Here is a 16,152-nt window from a genome sequence, read left to right on the forward strand (position 1 = left end):
AACGGCGATTACACCACCTCCAGTCCCCTGGTGCGTGCGCCGGCGGCCCCCAGGCCCTCGGTACGCACGACCGAGAAGCGCCCGTCCGACGCGCAGAACGCCTCGGCCACCGCGTACGTTCCGTCCAAGGACCCGTCCTCCACGACGATGGCGCGAAAGTCGCCGAACGTCTGCGCGGCCAGCGACGCCAGGGCCTCCCCCAGGCAGTCCTCCATGTTGTGCGCCGTGACGACCAGCGTCACCTCGGGCCGGGCGCCGCCGCAGCCCGTCTGCTCGCCCGCGCGCTCTTCGTTGTCGCTCATATCCGTCCTTCGAACGTCCTGCGCCGCCCGCACGGGGGGCGCTACCTGCCGCTGCCCACGCCCAGCGCGCGCCGCACGCGCTCGGCCCGCCGAAACCGCCTCAACCCGCGCCCGTCGCCGTCGCGCAGGGCGACGAACCGCCCCGGATCCCGCGCAAGCAGCATCAGGTCGCTCCACTCGTCGGAGGAGAACAGGTCCTGGTCCATAAGCCCCTCGGACAGCGCCCCGCGGAACTCCCCCGCCGCCAGGTCGGCGAAGGGGCGGTGCAGCTCGGCGGCCAAACGGTCGTAGTTCCACGCGTACGCGGCGAACTTGCGCTTCATCATGATGGGAAGCAGCCCGTCAAAGCGCGCGCCGCCCTCCCGCAGGAAGCGCTCCAGCTCGGCGTACTCCTCCGGCACGCAGCGAAGCTTGTCCTTTTGGTTGATGGACGACGCCTCGTTGTCCTGCCGGTAGTCCAGCAACGCCTCGTGAACGTACACCGCGCGGCGGGCGCAAGCCCACACCTTGAAGCTAAACGCCGTGTCCTGGTAGGACGCCCCCGGGCTTTCCAGGAAGCGCAAGCCGTTTTCGGCGACAAGGGATCGGCGCACGAGCATCGACCACAGCGCCGGCGGCAAGAGGAAGCAGCCCGTCAAGGCGCGCGGGTCGAACGCTAACCCGCATTCGGCCTCGGGCGCGCACTCTTGGAACTCCCTGCGCTCCTCGGGCCTGGACCAATACAGGTTGTAGCTCGACCGCACCACGTCCGCGTCGTGCTCGACGGCGACCGCGTGCAGGCGCTCGAACATGTCCGGCACGCAGAAGTCGTCCGCCTCCAAGATGCCGACGTAGTCCCCCTCCGCGCGATCGAAACCGAAATTGACGGCGTGCCCGTACCCGCCGTTGGGCTTCGAGAGCACCTTGAAGCGGGGGTCGGCCTTGGCGTACTCGCGCGCGATGGCCGCGGACCCGTCCGTCGAACCGTCGTCCACGCAGAGGAACTCCACACCTTCGAGCCGCTGCGCGGCAAGGCTGTCCAGGCACTGCCGCAGATAGCGCTCAGCGTTGTAGATGGGAACAACCACCGATACGCGCATGGTCGATTCGCCTTTGGCGCAAAACACAGACACCGTCCTTACCTCGGGTGCGACATCCATCCTCCGACAGCGCCAATCCCCGCTGCCGCTCTTTCGCCTTGCCATTCACCAGAACAGCGGCAAGCGGAGGCTCGCCGGAACATGATACTACACCGCGCCCCGGCAAGGCGACCCGCACACAGCTCCGCCATGTCGCCCGCGCGCCCTGCCCCCTAATCCAGGCCTATGAGCCCTCTGTCCTGCCCCTCCAATCCAAACCTATCCAGACCTACGGGACCCCTCCGTTAGGACTGGCGCGGACCTGTGCTGGCCAACTCTTGAGCCGAGCTTCCCCTGGTCGGGCGCTTCGGAGGACCCCGCCCGTCGGGCCGGCGGGGCTTTCCGAAACGCCGGCAGGGCTTTGCCCGACGGGCCGACCCGACCCCTGTCGACCCCGGATTAGCAGCGGAGCGTGCGGCACCGCGATGAAGCATTCGGAGCGACTGCATCTGATTTTATGCGTCGCACCGCTCTTGAGCGCATCAAGGACGAGCTTGACCTAAAGGCTTGGAATGAGGCCAAGGCCGAATTCGATGCCGACCCTGTTATCACACCGGCCTCCAAGATCGCCAAGAAAATCACGCCTTAACGCAAACACGCCTGCGTGTCTATGAGCAGCCTTTCTTTCCGTTTATGTCACAATGCAACATAAACGGAAAGGAGTAAGTATGAGTACCCTAGCGCAAGACGCTCAAACGACGTATACGCTGCGCATGAAAAGCAGCCAAAAGAAACTTATCAGCGAGTACGCAAAAATGCACGGCATATCCATGGCGGATTTTATGCTTGGGTCGGCGCTTGACAGAATCGAAGGTGAAATGGACATGCGAGACTGGATAGAAGCAAAAGCAGCTTATGAAGCGAATCCCGTAACCTACTCAATGGATGAAGTTATGCGCGAGTTCGGGTTGCGATGAGCTGGAACTTAGAGTACACAGACGCAGCCTTAAAACAGCTTCGGAAAATATGTCACGCTTTTTTGATTGCAGGTGCCCGCAGGGGTCAAGGGGGAACATCCCCCTTGGGAGGAGACGTAAGCCGACGACGTTGCCGCCCCTTTAGTGGGCAGGCCGGCCTCCTGACAAGCGCCGTATAGGTGCAAACCGCTCATCGGAGTCTTGTACCTAGTAGGTGCAAATCAGGTAGAGGCCGCGCTCCCGGTAGGGCTAGCCGAAAGACGCAGGCTTTCGGCAGCGGCAGCTACCGACCCTAATGTCAACCTGCGCCGCCCGTAGCCAGTTAAGAGACAGCGGGCTTTGCCGGCTTCCCGATTACACCACCCCGCGCCGCTCGACACCATGCACGCGACTCGCATCGACCCTAACACGCTTCCCACACTTCGTCTTGCACCCTGCTCATCGCTTTTCAGTTGCGAATACGGAAAGCTCTTCCGGTTCAATTTTCGGCGCTTTCGAGCCGTCGAACCCTTTGGCATCGCGCGTGAGAATGTAGTCGCAACCCTCATCCTCTGCAATGGCGCGCACTATCCCATCCTCGAAGTCGGGTTCGGGTGAAAGAAGGGCCTTTCTGACGTGCTTCGGTTCTAGGCTTCTCAAATCGAAAACGTCTTCCAAATACGAAACGGCTTCGTGGGCCGCGCTCTCGCATCCGTAATGCCTGGCGTATATGCAATAGACGTCTTTCAGCGAACTTGTCGCAACCAGCATCTCACCCGAAGCGGCGATGACGTTCCTCACCGCTTGGACAACTCTTTCGTGTGCGGGCCTGTCCTTCGAGACCAAATCCAACAGCACGTTGGTATCGACTAAGATTCTGAGCTTAGACAAGTCGATCACCCAACAGCTTTCTGTCAGCTTCCCGACTGTCATCATCCCACGGAACACTCGGCGCGCTTTCCGAGAATCTGATAAGTTCGTCAAAAGCCCGGAGCCTGCCGACAGCGTCCGACTTCAATCTGACTGCGAGCGTTGAATCGTCCAGCAAGTCGATTTCCACCTTGCTGCCTATCGTGAAATCAACGGCACCGAGCGATTTTGGAAGGCTGATAGCCTTGCTGTTGCCCGATTTCACTACCGTAGCTGTAACCATTGCATCACCTCTCTTCTCCGCCGCCGAAGTCCTTACGACTACGGAAGCATTATAACATTGTCATGACATATCGTCATGACAATGTTATCTTCCAAGCCGAGGTATGGGATGCTTGCGCCCCATCACTGCGCACCCATCCGCGTGCACTCTCCGGGACGAAGCGAAGCTACATCGGTGCGCGAGTTGCCCGTATGGCGAAGCCGCCCCCCGCATTCACTGCCCACTGCCGATTAGTTTTTGCCTTAAGCGCGACCAGAAACCGCGCGCTTTCATCTGCTCGCGTTCCAGAGCCGCATCGGCTACTTCAAGACGTTCTCGCAGCAAGCGGGATACGCGATGGCGAGCTTGTTGTGCTCGCCATCGCGACCGGCCACGGGCGCAACGCGTGCGCGGCCCGCTGCGCGGGGCAGAGCGGGCACGTCGAACCCGCGACGATGCTCCTGTGCGTCCTTCGTGATTCATATTGATTCGTACGGAAAAAATACGTACAGTATCCAGCAAAGCAGCCAAGGGAAAGGGGGCGATCGTGCCCACAACACTGGAAAAGCATGACAAGCGTTACCGGATGGACCTTCGGCTCACGCAGCCGCAACGGGCAAGCTACGAGCAGGCCGCTTCGCTTCGCGGCCAAACGCTCACTCAATGGGCCACGGCGCATCTCGACGAGAGCGCGCGGCGCGACATCGCCGAAGCAACCACCACCTTTCTCTCCCCCGACGCGTTCGACGCCTTTTGCGAAATCCTGGAATCGCCCGTGCCGGAAGCCGTCCAGGAACTCCTCTCCCGGAAAGCAATCTGGGAATGAGCGGCTTTTCGAAACCCGTTCAACTTGCGACCGGCACGGGAATAGAAGGGTTTAGTTGCGGCGACGAAACCGTCGATAGCTGGGTGCGGGACCATTCCGCCTCGGCGCGAAAACGCGGATCTGCCGTTGTGTACGTCGTCTACCATGAAAGCGACGTGGCCGGCTTCTACACCTTGAGTTCGCATTCCGTCTCTCGGGCGGACGTCTGCGGCGGATGGTTCGCACGCAACGCGCCCGCTCAGGTTCCCGCCGTGCTTTTGGGCATGATGGGCGTAGACGAGCGTTTCAAAGGCCGCGGGCTTGGCGCATCGCTTCTTCGCGACGCCATCCAGAACGCCTTGAAGGTAGCGGCAATCGCCGGAGCGCGGGCGCTTATCGTGGAACCCGCCAACGAAGACGCGGCATCGTTCTACGAGCATTTTGGCTTCTCGCGTCTTCCGGGAACCAGCCAGATGGCGCTTCGGCTTTCTTAGGCCGGCTTGGCTTGCCGCTCAACCACCGCTGACACGGACCGACCTGTCGCGCGAGCCGCCTCCGGCGGGACCCGTTCCAACGTTGGTTTAGCAGAGATCGGGCCGGCTTTTGGCAGAAGAAAGCCGTCTTCGAGCCGAGCGTCAAAAGCGCCAGGAACCTGCGTCCCTTCCAGGGCATGCGTCCCGCCTCCTTGTATCGCGATGGTATACTTGAGGCATGCAGCCCACCGCGCAGGACATAGCGAAGATTGCGACGAACCCTCCCGAGCGCATGCGCCCCGCGCTCCGCAAGCGCGCAGAAAAAGACGAGGTGCCGCTCCGTGAGGCCGCATGAACGCAACCTTGCCTTGACCAAGGCATCCCGAGGACCGCATCGTATGCGCAGCTTTCTTTCGAGCTTTCAAAACACCCCTACGGCAAGGACATCACATTGAACCCCACCACCTATAGCACCAACGACCCCTCGGCCCTTCCAACCGTCTCGGTTGTCGTCCCTGTGTACAACGTCGAACGCTACCTGGCGCAATGCCTGGAAAGCCTCGCATGCCAAGCGTCCTGCGTGCAGGAGATCATCTGCGTGGACGACGGATCGACAGACGGGTCTCCGCAGATCCTCGACGACGCGCAGGCGCGCGTCCCACGTTTGCGCGTCGTCCATCGCGCAAACGGCGGGTACGGAAGCGCCGTGAACGAAGGGATATCCCTGTCGTCGGGGACGTACGTGGGCATCGTCGAACCCGACGACTTCGTGACGCCCGCCTGCTACAAAACCCTCTGCCAAGCGGCGCAGGCGCACGGCACCCCGGACATCGTGAAGGCGGCGTACTGGCGCGTCTGCGAGGCCGGCGCTCCGAACGAGCACGTAGAGCCGTGCTTCTATCTGGGAAAGGTCCGTTTCGCCAACCAGCCCTTCACCATCTACGACGATGCCGAGCTGCTGCTCCACCATCCGAGCATCTGGAGCGCGATCTACCGCAGAGACTTCCTCCAAGACAACGGGATATCATTTGTCGAGGCGCCGGGCGCCGGGTGGACCGACAACCCCTTCCTCATGGAGACCATGCTCGCCGCGCGCTCCATCGTCTACCTTGACGAGCCGCTTTACCATTACCGGGAGTTCTCCGCCGCGCTGGCGGGAGGGCTCAAAGACCCTTGCGTCATCGCCGACCGATGGCTGGAGATGGACGACATCGTACGCCGGCTCAACGTCTCAAACGAAGGCGTCCTGGAAGCGCACTGCAGCCGAGGCTGCTCCTACTTGGAGATGCTCCTGAACGACTTCGATCGATCGGATCCGCTCGTGCGCTCCTGCATAGCGCGCATGCAGGAGCGCATCAACCCCCAGGATGTGAAGCGCTTCAAGCGTATCCTGCCGTCCTACAAAGCCGCTTACGAACGCTCTTTGCCCCTGGCGAAGCGCCTGGCTTACCGGCTTTCGCGGGGGTGAGAAGACGCTAGATCTCCAGATACTTTCTCCAGAACGCTTCCGAGGTCATCTCCTCGCGCGCTGCAGCATAGCGAGCTTTCACTTCCTCTTTATCACGCTCATAGCGCCTCATCAACCGCTTGTAGCGTCCATTGAGTTCCTTGAAGCGCCGTTTGTCCATCTTGCGAACAATCCCCTGCTTTCCGTCCTTGGTGACAGCCAGCACCTCTTTGTGCATACGTACGGACCCCGATGGGTAGAACCACCCATCCCAAGGAATCACGGCAAGATCGCCCCTCAGAAGAAAGTCGGGGAGACGGTGACCGTTATAAAAAAGGTAATCCACGAGCCGCTGAAAGAGCGAGCGCGGCGGATTATCGTAAAGCATGCGAGGGTCAACTACCACCTGATCGACCCGATCATCCTCTATCAGATCAAGAGCGACAGGTTTCTCGTTCTTCACCGTGGTCTTTTTCAGGACCTCTTCCCCACAATCCTCCATGATGAATTCAGGGCCTTTCAAATAGTCTTCCAACGCCATGAGCGACAATTCGGCACTATCGTAGTTAAACGTTTTCAAGTCAAGTTGAAAATTATGCCTGAACTGCTCCATGAAATCGACATGGGCGTACACGCCTGTTGTCGATTGCGCAATCAGACTGTTCCGGGGAACTTGATATCGCTCCAAATGAGCTCGATATTTTAAGGCAAGGGTCAGATGCCACACGCAAATGCCATTCATTGTGATAATGTGCGTAGCGCCCCGGTTTCCGTATTCAGCATCATCCCCTCTGATGAACACAGGCAGGGGAAGTCCTATCCGCTTGATAGTCTCAACCGGAATGCAGCAATACCACCATCCAACATAACGATTAGGTTTTTGAATGGCAATAACATCGTTGGCCACCACATTTTCCAACAGATCAACTTCCATGCTTGCCTTGATGGGGCCGTATAGACCGTCGTTTCGGACCCACCCGATATCCTCATGAAACTCGTTTTGCCTTTCATAGGACATCATTGCACCGCTTACATAGGAATCCTTGTATTCGTCGTTCACGATCGAAAGCAGCTGATAAGTTCTTTTCAGGCTTTCAGTTGAAATCTGAACATCGTCATCCATGAGCAACACGTGAGTCGCAGGCTTTTCAAGGCGCATCGCCTCTATCATGCCTCGCGCGAAGCCACCAGCCCCGCCCACGTTCTTATTCGGGAACACCCTTACACCATCACCCGACAGCGTTTCGGCATCCAATGTACGACCGTTGTCGATGACGAGCATAGTGAAGTGCTGCGCTATGTCATCTTGGCAGCCAAAGATTTCCTTCTTGAACAAATCGATGTTAGCAAGGATGAACTCTTCTTGTCTAAACGTTGTTGTGGAAAGAGCGAGTTCAACAGGACGGACATCGCCCTCATTGACGTAAGCGTAGTAGAAACTGTTCTTTATGCGACACATTCCATATGTGACAAGTTCGAAAGCGAGCATATCGGCATCGTCATCCCCAACGAAATCGTAATCGATCTCGGAGAACGCTTCTGAATCAACTTCTATCGAACCGAGCACCGTCCGTTTTGGAGCAGCCATTGTCGCATCGAGGCGGCAGAATGTCACCTCTGCCTTACCGGAGATCTCAAGATGAACACCGACATTCCGGACAACCGTATACCGTCGCCATTTTTTCACAGAAAGCGCGTTGAAGAACGTTGCGAAATCAAATTGCGAGTAGGGAAAGAGAATGAAGGAGCCATCGTCTTTGCATGCAGGGATGGGGCTACTCGTCCGGCAATACAAGTCGGGGTAATTCCGAGCCCGGTCATTGTCCTCGAGCAGAATGTTGGCCAATTTAAAAATCAACGATACTCTCCTTTAAGGATGTTGCTCTTGTTCATTTGCGGCGTGCTCGCAGCATCGAAGTCTTAAAACCCATTCATTATACAAACTAAGTGTGGGCACTCCTGGTGCTACGCAAAACGAATACACGTCCCTTACAGTGGACATCAACAGCTTGAATCGCGAAACCATCCGAACACTTAGTGTTTTCTCTCGGGTCCCGCTTCAGGCCGGAAAGGGCCGAGGGGGGCCGTCATAGAGCGCAGGCCCAACGGGCGCGAGAGCGGGAGGTCGATCGCCACGGTGTCCGACGAGGTGCGGCGCAACCGCACGGTCGCCAAGAGTCCCGGCAAGGGAGGGCGCGTCGAAGGCGCCCCCGAGAACGCGCGCCCCCAAGCTCCTGAGGCGGCCGTGGATGTGCAACGGATGCAGGTACCACCACTACCGGGGCGTAAACGCCCGCGAAGAGGACTTCGAGGCGATGATGGCGGCGGTGCGCGCCGACGTGGCGCGCGGGCTCTCGCCCGCCCAGATCATCGAGACGAGAAAAAAAAGGGGGGGGGCAGCTCGAGGTGTCGCCCTCCACCATCTACCGCTGGATCGAGCGTGGCTACGCGGGCATGTCCAACATGGACCTCAGGAGGAAGGTCTGCTACAAGCCGAGGAGGGGCCGTGCCGAGCCCAGGCCCACCGCGCACGGCCCCGAGCGCTCCCGCGCGACGTTCCTGTCCCCGCCCGGTGAGGAGCGCGCGGCCGCCTGCGAGATGGACTGCGCGATTGGGAGGGTGCGCGACGTCCAGTGCTCGCTCACCCTGTACCACCGGTCCTCGCGCGTACAGCTGGCGTTCCTGCTGCCCGAGAGGACGCGGGGGCCGTCGCGGGCGCCTTCGACTCGCTCGAGTGCGCTTTGGGCGGGGAGGCGTTCAAGAGGCTCCTCAGCCTGGTCATGGCGGACAACGGGGCCGAGTTCTCCGACTTCGGGGCGCTTGAGAAGCCGGTCCTCGCTGGAGCCTTCCTTAGGTGCCGCGTGCTCTACTGTGGCGTACGCCAATCCCAGCAGAAGGCGGGCTGCGAGCGCAACCACGCGGAGTTGCGAAAGCTCCTGCCCAAGGGCGCGGGATCAGCTTCGACGCCCTGGACGGGCGGGACTGCGCGGAGCTGATGAACCGGCTCAGCTCGATGCCCAGGCCGTTGCTCGTGGGGCTGAGCCCCCTCGCGATGCTCGAGGCCGTCATGCCGGAGGAGGCGGGCGCGCTCATGGATGCGCTCGGGATCCGCGAGGTCCCCTACGGGGAACTCGACCTGGCCCCGCGCGCCCTGGACCGGACGCGAGTTGAGAGGGGGGGGCCGCCGCCCATCTGCCAGAGACCCGAGGCCGACAATAGGATAGACCTCCGGCGACCCGTTCGGATGAACCCGGGATCGGTTTGGGCGGGCATGGCGGAGCCATACTCTCAAGCTCATCCGAACGCCCCGCGAAAAGGCCGCCTCCCTGCGAATCCGCAGACCGCGCGTCATCCTCCCCAGCCATAGGGTGTTCGACTAACCGGGAAAGCCCCCGTTCCGCTAAAGTGTTCGGATGACTTTGTGTTTGTCGTTTAGGGAAAATGTCCCATCGAGGCGAGACAATCTCGCATGGAGGTGATGCGGGATGTCGCAGCAAAAGGACAAGCGGCTGGCGGTCTCGCTCCTGCGGGAGCGCGAGGAGGGCGCGGCGCACACGTACGCCGCGATATCGGAGAGGACGGGCTACGGGAGGAAGCAGCTCACGCGCCTGCTGGCGCAGATCCGCGAGGGGCTGCCCGACGAGGAGATCCTGAGGCACGGCAACGCGGGCAGGAGGCCCCCGAGCCCCGCCTCGGACTCCGAGGCGGGGCTTGTCCGGGGGCTGAAGGAGTCCTACGGGGCGATAACCATGGCCCACCTCAAGGACATCTGCCACGAGGACGTCGTGCGCAACCCCGAGAGGGCGGGGCTCGTCCGCGACCTGGGGCTCGCGGAGCGCAGCGAGAGCTGGTTCCGGGACCTGTTCAGGCGGGAGGGCTGGAGGTCGCCGGCCGAGAGGCCCGCGGAGGCGGCCGGGGCGCAGGGGCGCCACGACATCAGGGAGCCGAGCCCGCGCCGCGGCATGCTCGTGCAGGCGGGCGGGACCTTCGGCGACTGGCTCGGGGACGGCGACACGCGCGTGCCGCGCCTCGCGGTCGACGACGCCACGAGCTCCGTGCTCGGAGGCTCCTTCATGCCGACCGAGTGCCACCGGGAGTACGCCCGCATGTCCCGCGAGGTGCTCTCGCGCTACGGCGTCCCCCGGGCCGTCTACGCGGACAAGACGACGGTCCTGCGGTCGCCCCGCACCGGCGCGCCCACCGGGCTGGCGCGCGCCCTGGAGTCGCTCGGGGCGAAGGTCATATTCGCCGGCTCCCCCCAGGCGAAGGGCCGCGTCGAGCGCTGCAACAGGACGGTCCAGGGGAGGCTGGCGAACGACCTCCTCAGGTTCGGGGCGTCGTCCTACGACGCGATCGACGAGTGGTTCAACGGCTTCTACGCGCCCTACCTGAACGCCAAGCCCTCCTTCGCCCCCGCCGACCCGCGCGACGCCTTCCTCCCGGCGCCCGAGGGGATCGACTACGGGAAGACCTTCAGGGCGACCTACCCGCGCGTGGTGAGGGAGGGGATGGTCAGCCTGGGCAACGTCTACTACAAGCTCGTCGACCCGGACGGGGTCATCGACGGGCTGCGCAACGGCACGAGGGTCCTGCTGCGCCTCGACCCGTTCTCGGAGGAGAGGCACGTCGAGCACCTGGGCGCGCGCTACGAGCGGGTCGAATGGGGGAGGCGCCGCAGGGGCCTCGGCCACAGCGCGGAAAGCCGGAGGGAGGTCGACGAGATACTGCGCGGCGTGCCCAGGTTCCCTTGAGGATGGAACATTTTCCCTCAACAACAACAGAAATCAACCATGGGAGCTGGAGAACCGCCTAAACCGACAATCACCGGCGCCGGTCACAGCGAATCGATCAACTGGTTCCAAACAAGAAGCTGCCCCTTCGATTGCATTTTCGTCAGGAGCCGCATCGCTCCTCGACGCCATAGCAACTTGCAAGGAAATCCGCGAACCTATCGAGTTTGTTACGCCTAAGGCCACCGATCTCTGTCTCCATAGTGCGAGGCGGGCGTTTTTTAGCGGCCACAAGCCCCCGAACAGCAAAGATCGCACCTCGCGGATCGGCCTCCGCGAACCTCATGAGAAACTCGTCGGGACCAACCGCGCGCACGCCATGCGGAGCCAGCGCGTCAGCTGGAAAGTCTTTGAGATTGTACGTAACGATGAAGTCGCAATTCGACGCCTTGGCGCCAGCAACAATATGGGCGTCATCGGGATCGGGCAAACTTACGCCTTCGAAATCGGCTGGATCGACCTCCGCATAAGCATAGGGAAACGCCCTGTTCGCAGCGGCGAAGTAGCGTTCCGCCCTGGCCGTGCTGCACGCATGCACCATTTTGAACGCCTTTTTGGCCTCCTCTTCCACCAACTTCGTCCACCGCGGCTCGAAAAATCCTTGTTCCGCAAATGTGAGGATGGCGTCCGCCGTCCACGATGCGACAAACACGTTGGCATCTATAAACGCCCTGATTGTCATATCATTCACGAGAGGCTATCCAAATACGCAGAAACGGCTTGATCGTGATCGTACCATCCGTCCTCTTCCGCAATGTCGCGCATTTCTTGAAGATTCGCCTTCGCATTGGCCTTGGAAAGGCGATCGAACTCCATGAGGTCGGAAAGCATAACGCTGCGATGACCTTTGCCCATACGCGCCCCCGGAAGCCTGCCCGCATCGATGAGACGAGCTATGGTTTTTGATGAAGTGCCCACTATTTTTGCCGCCTGACCCGTGGTAAGCCGGACGTCAGAAGGAACTTTGGGTTCGGGAGCAAGGCCCAGCGCCTGCAAGACCGTTTGAACGGCGTCGTACGCTTTGGCGTCCAGCGCCATTGCGTTGCCCTTGCTGTCTATCAACGTTGCCGTCATCGCGCTCCTCCTTCAGCAGCCTCTGCGAGGCCACCATAGCACAAACGGACAAAACAGACAACTTTTGAGCAATCTTGCGGTGGGACCCGTCCCCTGCGGGGACAAGCCCCACCTGCCCTCCCCCGAGCGCAGCGAGGGGGGACCGGCCTCAAAAATCCGGCGTTCGGCGCTGCGGAAGGTCGGAAAGAAGGGTGGGAAAGTGCGCGAAAAAGGCCGCCTTGAAAGACGGCCTGGCCGCGTTCGGCGGTTCTCAGGTTTTCGGCGGGAAGTCAGCGCACGCGCTTTCTGGGAGCGGCGCCGAGAGTCCTTTGCCGGGCGACCGCGCTTGCGGCGGTTTGCGCCCTGTCGCCTGCCGGCCGGCGGCCGACCGGCGATCTTTTTTCTTCCTAAGACATAGCCATCAACTCGTGGTCGATGGCGCGGCGGACGAACTCGGCACGGCTTATCCCCTGCTCGCTCGTCACACGTTTGATGGCGGCGATGCGGGACTCTCCAATAGGTGCGGAAATCATCCTCAACCGCTCCTCCCGCATCGGGCTTCCCATGATCACGCGCGAGAAGTCGAAGCTGGAATAGTCACCCGCTTCGACCTTGGCGACCTCGTGCTCAACGTCCTCTAGCGTCGTCCCGAACACCTCACAAAGCTCTTTGTCGTTCATGATCTCCTCCTTCCGAATCCAAGCCTGCTCTTGATATCGTGCTGAGGCGATGTCTGCGCGTGGATTATCAGCCAAACCCCGCCGTCTTTCCTGATGACCACCAACTCAACCTGCCTGCCTTTGTCATCTATGCCGATGGCGATGTAGCGGTCTGGGTCTTTGTCGAACGCTGGCGTACAGGCTATGCAGTGGCTCCACGCTGCTGCCGCATCCTCCTTAGACACCTCCGGGTGGTTTTCCGGCACCCTATCGAGAACGATGATTCTTTCCACATCATCCTCCTTGGTGATAGCCATCGTTAATAAAGCATATTATCACAATTTAGAGGAAAAATCCCTTTTACTCTTCTTCCGAACTCAGCGCGGCAAGCCCGCATCAGCCGCCGAGCGCTTTCTTGCGACCTAGTCGATCGAACATTCAACCGAACACCTTCCCCTTCCCCATTACGGTAATGGATCGAGGATTTTTTGCCAATTCGTTACCGTAACGAGCTTCGGTCCGCCCCAGCCCGCCCCAACGACCGGCCCCAGCCCCACGTTCCACGATCCCGCCCCACAGCCCGCCCCACCCCCCTCCCGGTTCGCCCCCTCGGCCCGCACCGCGCAGGAGGCCCTACGCCATCTTGCAAGCCATCATCTTACAAACCGCCCCTCCCCGTTCATTTCATGACGCTGCGGCATCGGCGTCCCCATATGCTAGAATCATGGTTTGCCGAATTCGGCAGCAGCATTGTCCGACGACGGATGACCGAGGAGCACCATGGCGCGCAACGCACACGCATCTTCCCTGAAGCGGAACTGGTTCACCATCGCGTCCCTCGTCTCGAAGGACTTCAAGCTCAAGTACCGCCGCAGCATGCTCGGCGTCCTGTGGTCGGTCCTGAACCCGCTGCTCATGATGTGCGTGCTGGCCGCCGTGTTCACCAACGTCCTCAAATTCGGCGACGTGGAGAACTTCCCGCTTTACCTCATCTTGGGAAACGTCCTGTTCGCCCTCATGGCCGACTCCACCGGCGGCGCCATGACCTCCATTTTGGAATCCGCGCCCCTCATCAAAAAGATCCGTATCTCCAAGACGATCTTTCCCTTGGAGAAGGTCCTGTTCCAGCTGGTGAACTTCGCCATATCGCTCATAGCGGTGGCCATCGTCATGGTGTTTTTCCGCGTGGCGCCCACGCTCAACCTGCTGGCCCTGCCGCTTCTGCTCATCTACATGCTGCTGTTCTGCAGCGGGCTGGGCATGCTGCTTTCGGCCCTGGCCGTGTTCTTCCGCGACGTATGCCACCTCTGGGGCGTCGTCATCACCGCCTGGACCTACGCCACGCCCCTGTTCTACCCCATAACGCTTTTGCCCGACTGGATGCAGCGGGCCGAGGCGTTCAATCCAATGTATCACTACGTCACCTATTTCCGCGACATCGTCATGTACGGAACGTGGCCCGGCATCACGGAGAACCTCGTGTGCCTGGGGATGGCGCTGATCACCTTCGCCGTGGGCCTCGTCGTGTTCAAGCGCTCCGAGAAGAAGTTCATCCTCTACGTTTAGGCGGTCACCATGCCCGAGAATGTCAACGTCACGCCCCTGGCCGGCCCCTCCGCCGACACAAAAGCCCAACCCGCCGACGGACGCCCCGTCATGGTGTCGGTCGACCATGTCTCCATGGTGTTCAACATGGCAAGCGAGCAGCTCAACAGCCTGAAGGAGTACGCCATAGCCATCGCCCGCCGCGAGCTTATGTTCAAGGAGTTCCGCGCTCTGGACGATGTCTCCTTCGAGGTGCGCAAAGGAGACGTGTTCGGCATACTGGGGACGAACGGCTCCGGCAAGTCCACCATGCTCAAGATCGTCGCCGGCGTGCTCGAGCCAACCGAGGGGTCGTGCGTCATCAACGGCAACATCGCCCCCCTCATCGAGCTGGGAGCGGGCTTCGACTTCGAGCTGACCGCCCGCGAGAACATCTACCTCAACGGCGCGCTGCTCGGCTACTCCAAAAGCTTCATCCGGCAGCACTTCGACGAGATAGTGGAGTTCGCCGAAATCGATAAGTTCCTCGACATGCCCATGAAGAACTACTCCTCGGGCATGGTGGCGCGCATAGCGTTCGCCATCGCCACGGTCATCGTGCCGGAGATACTCATCGTGGACGAGGTGCTTTCCGTCGGCGACTTCATGTTCCAGCAGAAGTGCGAGCGGCGCATCATGACGCTCATCAAGGAGCACGACGTCACGGTGCTCATCGTCTCCCACAACAACGACCAGATAGAGCGCCTGTGCAACAAGGCCATCTGGATAGAGAAGGGCCACACGCGCATGATCGGCAGCGCCGAGGACGTCTGCCGCACCTACCGCGTGCTCGGCGGCCACGTCGGCAGCCCCGAGGCCGAGCAGCGCGTGTTCGCCATGCTGAACGAGCAGGTGAGCGTACCCGAGCGTCTGACGGACACCATCAGCGCGGAGTCGCGCTACGGCACGGCCGCCAAGCTTGTGGAGGAATGCGGCTACGGCGAAGGGGGAACCGTCATCCTGGCCCCCGGCGAGCTGGCCTCGCCCTGCCTGGCGAGCGCGGGACTGTCCGGCTTACTTGACGCGCCCGTGCTCTTGACCAGGGAGGACGGCGTTCCCGACATAACCGCGCAGGAGCTTAAGCGGCTGGCGCCCCGCATGATCGTCCTTGTGGGAGGAGAGGGCGTCTTGTCATCCGAAGTCGCCCGGCAGGCCGCCCGGGCATGCGCCTCAAACGCGGACATCGTCCGCATAGAGGGCCAGGCCCCGTGCGACATCGCGCGCGAGCTTTACCGGTTCGGGAAGGAGCGCGCAACCGGCGGCGCGGCCGGCGAAAGCTCCCCGACGTGGGGGGACACGGCCATCATCACCTACGACGGCTGCACGGGGGACCTGATCTCGTTTCTGCCCTACACGTTCCGGAAGAAAACGCCCACGTTCTTTGTCCGCGAGCATGGCGTGGTGGACGAGCAGACCGCCGACATCCTCCGCTTTGGCGCGTTCAAGCACCTGCTCGTGCTCGGCGGCGAGGTCCACGTGCCCGAAGCGTTCCTTGCGGAATGCGCCGCTGCGGGCACGACGTTCGAACGCGTCTGCGGAAACGGCCCCTACCACGCCAACGAGCTGATCAACGACCTCATGACGTCCGACCGCCCCGGGTTCGACGGCATCTCCATCGACCGTTTGATAGTCACGTCGGTTTGGAACCCCTTCGACGCGTTCGCCGCCGGCGCCTACGCCGGAAAGACCCACTCGGCGTTTCTGCTGGAGGACACGCAGGATCTGGACAGCGTGGCGCATGCGCTCGACTACATAAAGCGGCGGCGCGGCGCGGTCAAGCACCTGACGTTTTTGGGCGACGACATCCGATTCGGCAAGCTCGACAAGGAGATACTGGCGAAAGCGGTCATGCTTGCCGAATGAGCGCAGCCGGCCTGGAGAGGGAAGTAGGGA

General features: G+C 61.3%; 18 protein-coding genes. 9 read left to right on the plus strand and 9 right to left on the minus strand.

Annotated elements, in window-relative coordinates; translation table 11 throughout:
* Positions 1-8: 8 nt before the first annotated feature.
* The gene (locus ACWKY3_RS13000) at positions 9-302 is read right to left on the minus strand and encodes a glycosyltransferase family 2 protein (protein ID WP_449316819.1); all 294 of its coding nucleotides are present in this window, start codon (positions 300-302) and stop codon (positions 9-11) included.
* Between the two features lie 41 nt (positions 303-343).
* A complete protein-coding gene (locus tag ACWKY3_RS13005; protein ID WP_449316820.1) occupies positions 344-1,381 on the minus strand; it encodes a glycosyltransferase family 2 protein in 1,038 nt (345 codons plus the stop codon).
* Positions 1,382-1,832: 451 nt separating this feature from the next.
* Here ACWKY3_RS13005 and ACWKY3_RS13010 point away from each other — a divergent pair, with 451 nt between their 5' ends.
* Together ACWKY3_RS13010 and relB are read left to right on the plus strand one after the other, a co-directional pair.
* The gene (locus ACWKY3_RS13010) at positions 1,833-2,009 is read left to right on the plus strand and encodes a DUF6290 family protein (protein ID WP_449316821.1); all 177 of its coding nucleotides are present in this window, start codon (positions 1,833-1,835) and stop codon (positions 2,007-2,009) included.
* A gap of 79 nt (positions 2,010-2,088) precedes the next feature.
* Positions 2,089-2,337: a type II toxin-antitoxin system RelB family antitoxin gene (gene relB / locus ACWKY3_RS13015; protein ID WP_449316822.1), complete on the plus strand. Its 249-nt coding sequence runs from the start codon at positions 2,089-2,091 to the stop codon at positions 2,335-2,337.
* A gap of 438 nt (positions 2,338-2,775) precedes the next feature.
* Here relB and ACWKY3_RS13020 read toward each other — a convergent pair whose 3' ends face one another.
* Both ACWKY3_RS13020 and ACWKY3_RS13025 read right to left on the minus strand, forming a co-directional pair.
* The gene (locus ACWKY3_RS13020; RefSeq protein WP_449316823.1) at positions 2,776-3,216 is read right to left on the minus strand and encodes a type II toxin-antitoxin system VapC family toxin; all 441 of its coding nucleotides are present in this window, start codon (positions 3,214-3,216) and stop codon (positions 2,776-2,778) included.
* A complete protein-coding gene (locus ACWKY3_RS13025) occupies positions 3,200-3,469 on the minus strand; it encodes an AbrB/MazE/SpoVT family DNA-binding domain-containing protein (RefSeq protein WP_449316824.1) in 270 nt (89 codons plus the stop codon). Before ACWKY3_RS13025 ends, ACWKY3_RS13020 begins: the two co-directional genes overlap by 17 nt.
* A 526-nt stretch (positions 3,470-3,995) precedes the next feature.
* On the opposite strand from ACWKY3_RS13025, the gene ACWKY3_RS13030 reads away from it, so the two are divergent.
* The 3 genes from ACWKY3_RS13030 to ACWKY3_RS13040 all read left to right on the plus strand — a co-directional run bounded on the left by ACWKY3_RS13030 (position 3,996) and on the right by ACWKY3_RS13040 (position 6,194).
* Positions 3,996-4,274: a type II toxin-antitoxin system TacA family antitoxin gene (locus tag ACWKY3_RS13030; protein WP_449316825.1), complete on the plus strand. Its 279-nt coding sequence runs from the start codon at positions 3,996-3,998 to the stop codon at positions 4,272-4,274.
* Positions 4,271-4,747: a GNAT family N-acetyltransferase gene (locus ACWKY3_RS13035; protein WP_449316826.1), complete on the plus strand. Its 477-nt coding sequence runs from the start codon at positions 4,271-4,273 to the stop codon at positions 4,745-4,747. The genes ACWKY3_RS13030 and ACWKY3_RS13035 overlap by 4 nt, the downstream gene beginning before the upstream one ends.
* 430 nt (positions 4,748-5,177) lie before the next feature.
* Positions 5,178-6,194, plus strand: coding sequence for a glycosyltransferase (locus ACWKY3_RS13040; RefSeq protein WP_449316827.1), 1,017 nt, complete (start codon positions 5,178-5,180; stop codon positions 6,192-6,194).
* 7 nt (positions 6,195-6,201) lie between these two features.
* On the opposite strand, the gene ACWKY3_RS13045 is transcribed toward ACWKY3_RS13040, so the two are convergent.
* Positions 6,202-8,031 (minus strand): hypothetical protein, encoded by a 1,830-nt coding sequence (locus ACWKY3_RS13045; RefSeq protein ID WP_449316828.1) that lies wholly within the window; start codon positions 8,029-8,031, stop codon positions 6,202-6,204.
* 775 nt (positions 8,032-8,806) lie between these two features.
* On the opposite strand from ACWKY3_RS13045, the gene ACWKY3_RS13050 reads away from it, so the two are divergent.
* On the plus strand, positions 8,807-9,169 hold the full coding sequence (locus ACWKY3_RS13050; RefSeq protein WP_449316829.1) for a hypothetical protein: 363 nt from the start codon (positions 8,807-8,809) through the stop codon (positions 9,167-9,169).
* A 489-nt stretch (positions 9,170-9,658) separates the two neighbouring features.
* Positions 9,659-10,924: a hypothetical protein gene (locus ACWKY3_RS13055; RefSeq protein ID WP_449316830.1), complete on the plus strand. Its 1,266-nt coding sequence runs from the start codon at positions 9,659-9,661 to the stop codon at positions 10,922-10,924.
* Positions 10,925-11,066: 142 nt separating this feature from the next.
* Here ACWKY3_RS13055 and ACWKY3_RS13060 read toward each other — a convergent pair whose 3' ends face one another.
* The 4 genes from ACWKY3_RS13060 to ACWKY3_RS13075 form a co-directional block, all read right to left on the minus strand.
* A complete protein-coding gene (locus tag ACWKY3_RS13060; protein WP_449316831.1) occupies positions 11,067-11,645 on the minus strand; it encodes a PIN domain-containing protein in 579 nt (192 codons plus the stop codon).
* 5 nt (positions 11,646-11,650) lie between these two features.
* Complete coding sequence (locus ACWKY3_RS13065) at positions 11,651-12,037, minus strand: excisionase family DNA-binding protein (RefSeq protein WP_449316832.1); 387 nt, start codon at positions 12,035-12,037, stop codon at positions 11,651-11,653.
* A 386-nt stretch (positions 12,038-12,423) separates the two neighbouring features.
* Positions 12,424-12,696, minus strand: a complete 273-nt coding sequence (locus tag ACWKY3_RS13070) for a hypothetical protein (protein WP_449316833.1) — start codon at positions 12,694-12,696, stop codon at positions 12,424-12,426.
* The gene (locus ACWKY3_RS13075) at positions 12,693-12,968 is read right to left on the minus strand and encodes a hypothetical protein (protein WP_449316834.1); all 276 of its coding nucleotides are present in this window, start codon (positions 12,966-12,968) and stop codon (positions 12,693-12,695) included. Before ACWKY3_RS13075 ends, ACWKY3_RS13070 begins: the two co-directional genes overlap by 4 nt.
* A 487-nt stretch (positions 12,969-13,455) precedes the next feature.
* Between ACWKY3_RS13075 and ACWKY3_RS13080 the strand changes: the two genes are divergently transcribed.
* Positions 13,456-14,241 (plus strand): ABC transporter permease, encoded by a 786-nt coding sequence (locus ACWKY3_RS13080; protein ID WP_449316835.1) that lies wholly within the window; start codon positions 13,456-13,458, stop codon positions 14,239-14,241.
* Between the two features lie 9 nt (positions 14,242-14,250).
* Complete coding sequence (locus ACWKY3_RS13085; RefSeq protein WP_449316836.1) at positions 14,251-16,122, plus strand: ATP-binding cassette domain-containing protein; 1,872 nt, start codon at positions 14,251-14,253, stop codon at positions 16,120-16,122.
* Positions 16,123-16,152: the final 30 nt, after the last annotated feature.

It is taken from the genome of Rubneribacter sp. (genome assembly GCF_965361815.1).

Excerpts from the sequence above, each read along its gene's own strand:
- ACWKY3_RS13000 (WP_449316819.1), bottom strand. The coding sequence starts at position 302 with ATGAGCGACAACGAAGAGCGCGCGGGCGAGCAGACGGGCTGCGGCGGC.
- ACWKY3_RS13005 (WP_449316820.1), bottom strand. The coding sequence starts at position 1,381 with ATGCGCGTATCGGTGGTTGTTCCCATCTACAACGCTGAGCGCTATCTG.
- relB (WP_449316822.1), top strand. The coding sequence starts at position 2,089 with ATGAGTACCCTAGCGCAAGACGCTCAAACGACGTATACGCTGCGCATG.
- ACWKY3_RS13025 (WP_449316824.1), bottom strand. The coding sequence starts at position 3,469 with ATGGTTACAGCTACGGTAGTGAAATCGGGCAACAGCAAGGCTATCAGC.
- ACWKY3_RS13035 (WP_449316826.1), top strand. The coding sequence starts at position 4,271 with ATGAGCGGCTTTTCGAAACCCGTTCAACTTGCGACCGGCACGGGAATA.
- ACWKY3_RS13055 (WP_449316830.1), top strand. The coding sequence starts at position 9,659 with ATGTCGCAGCAAAAGGACAAGCGGCTGGCGGTCTCGCTCCTGCGGGAG.
- ACWKY3_RS13060 (WP_449316831.1), bottom strand. The coding sequence starts at position 11,645 with ATGACAATCAGGGCGTTTATAGATGCCAACGTGTTTGTCGCATCGTGG.
- ACWKY3_RS13065 (WP_449316832.1), bottom strand. The coding sequence starts at position 12,037 with ATGACGGCAACGTTGATAGACAGCAAGGGCAACGCAATGGCGCTGGAC.
- ACWKY3_RS13070 (WP_449316833.1), bottom strand. The coding sequence starts at position 12,696 with ATGAACGACAAAGAGCTTTGTGAGGTGTTCGGGACGACGCTAGAGGAC.
- ACWKY3_RS13080 (WP_449316835.1), top strand. The coding sequence starts at position 13,456 with ATGGCGCGCAACGCACACGCATCTTCCCTGAAGCGGAACTGGTTCACC.
- ACWKY3_RS13085 (WP_449316836.1), top strand. The coding sequence starts at position 14,251 with ATGCCCGAGAATGTCAACGTCACGCCCCTGGCCGGCCCCTCCGCCGAC.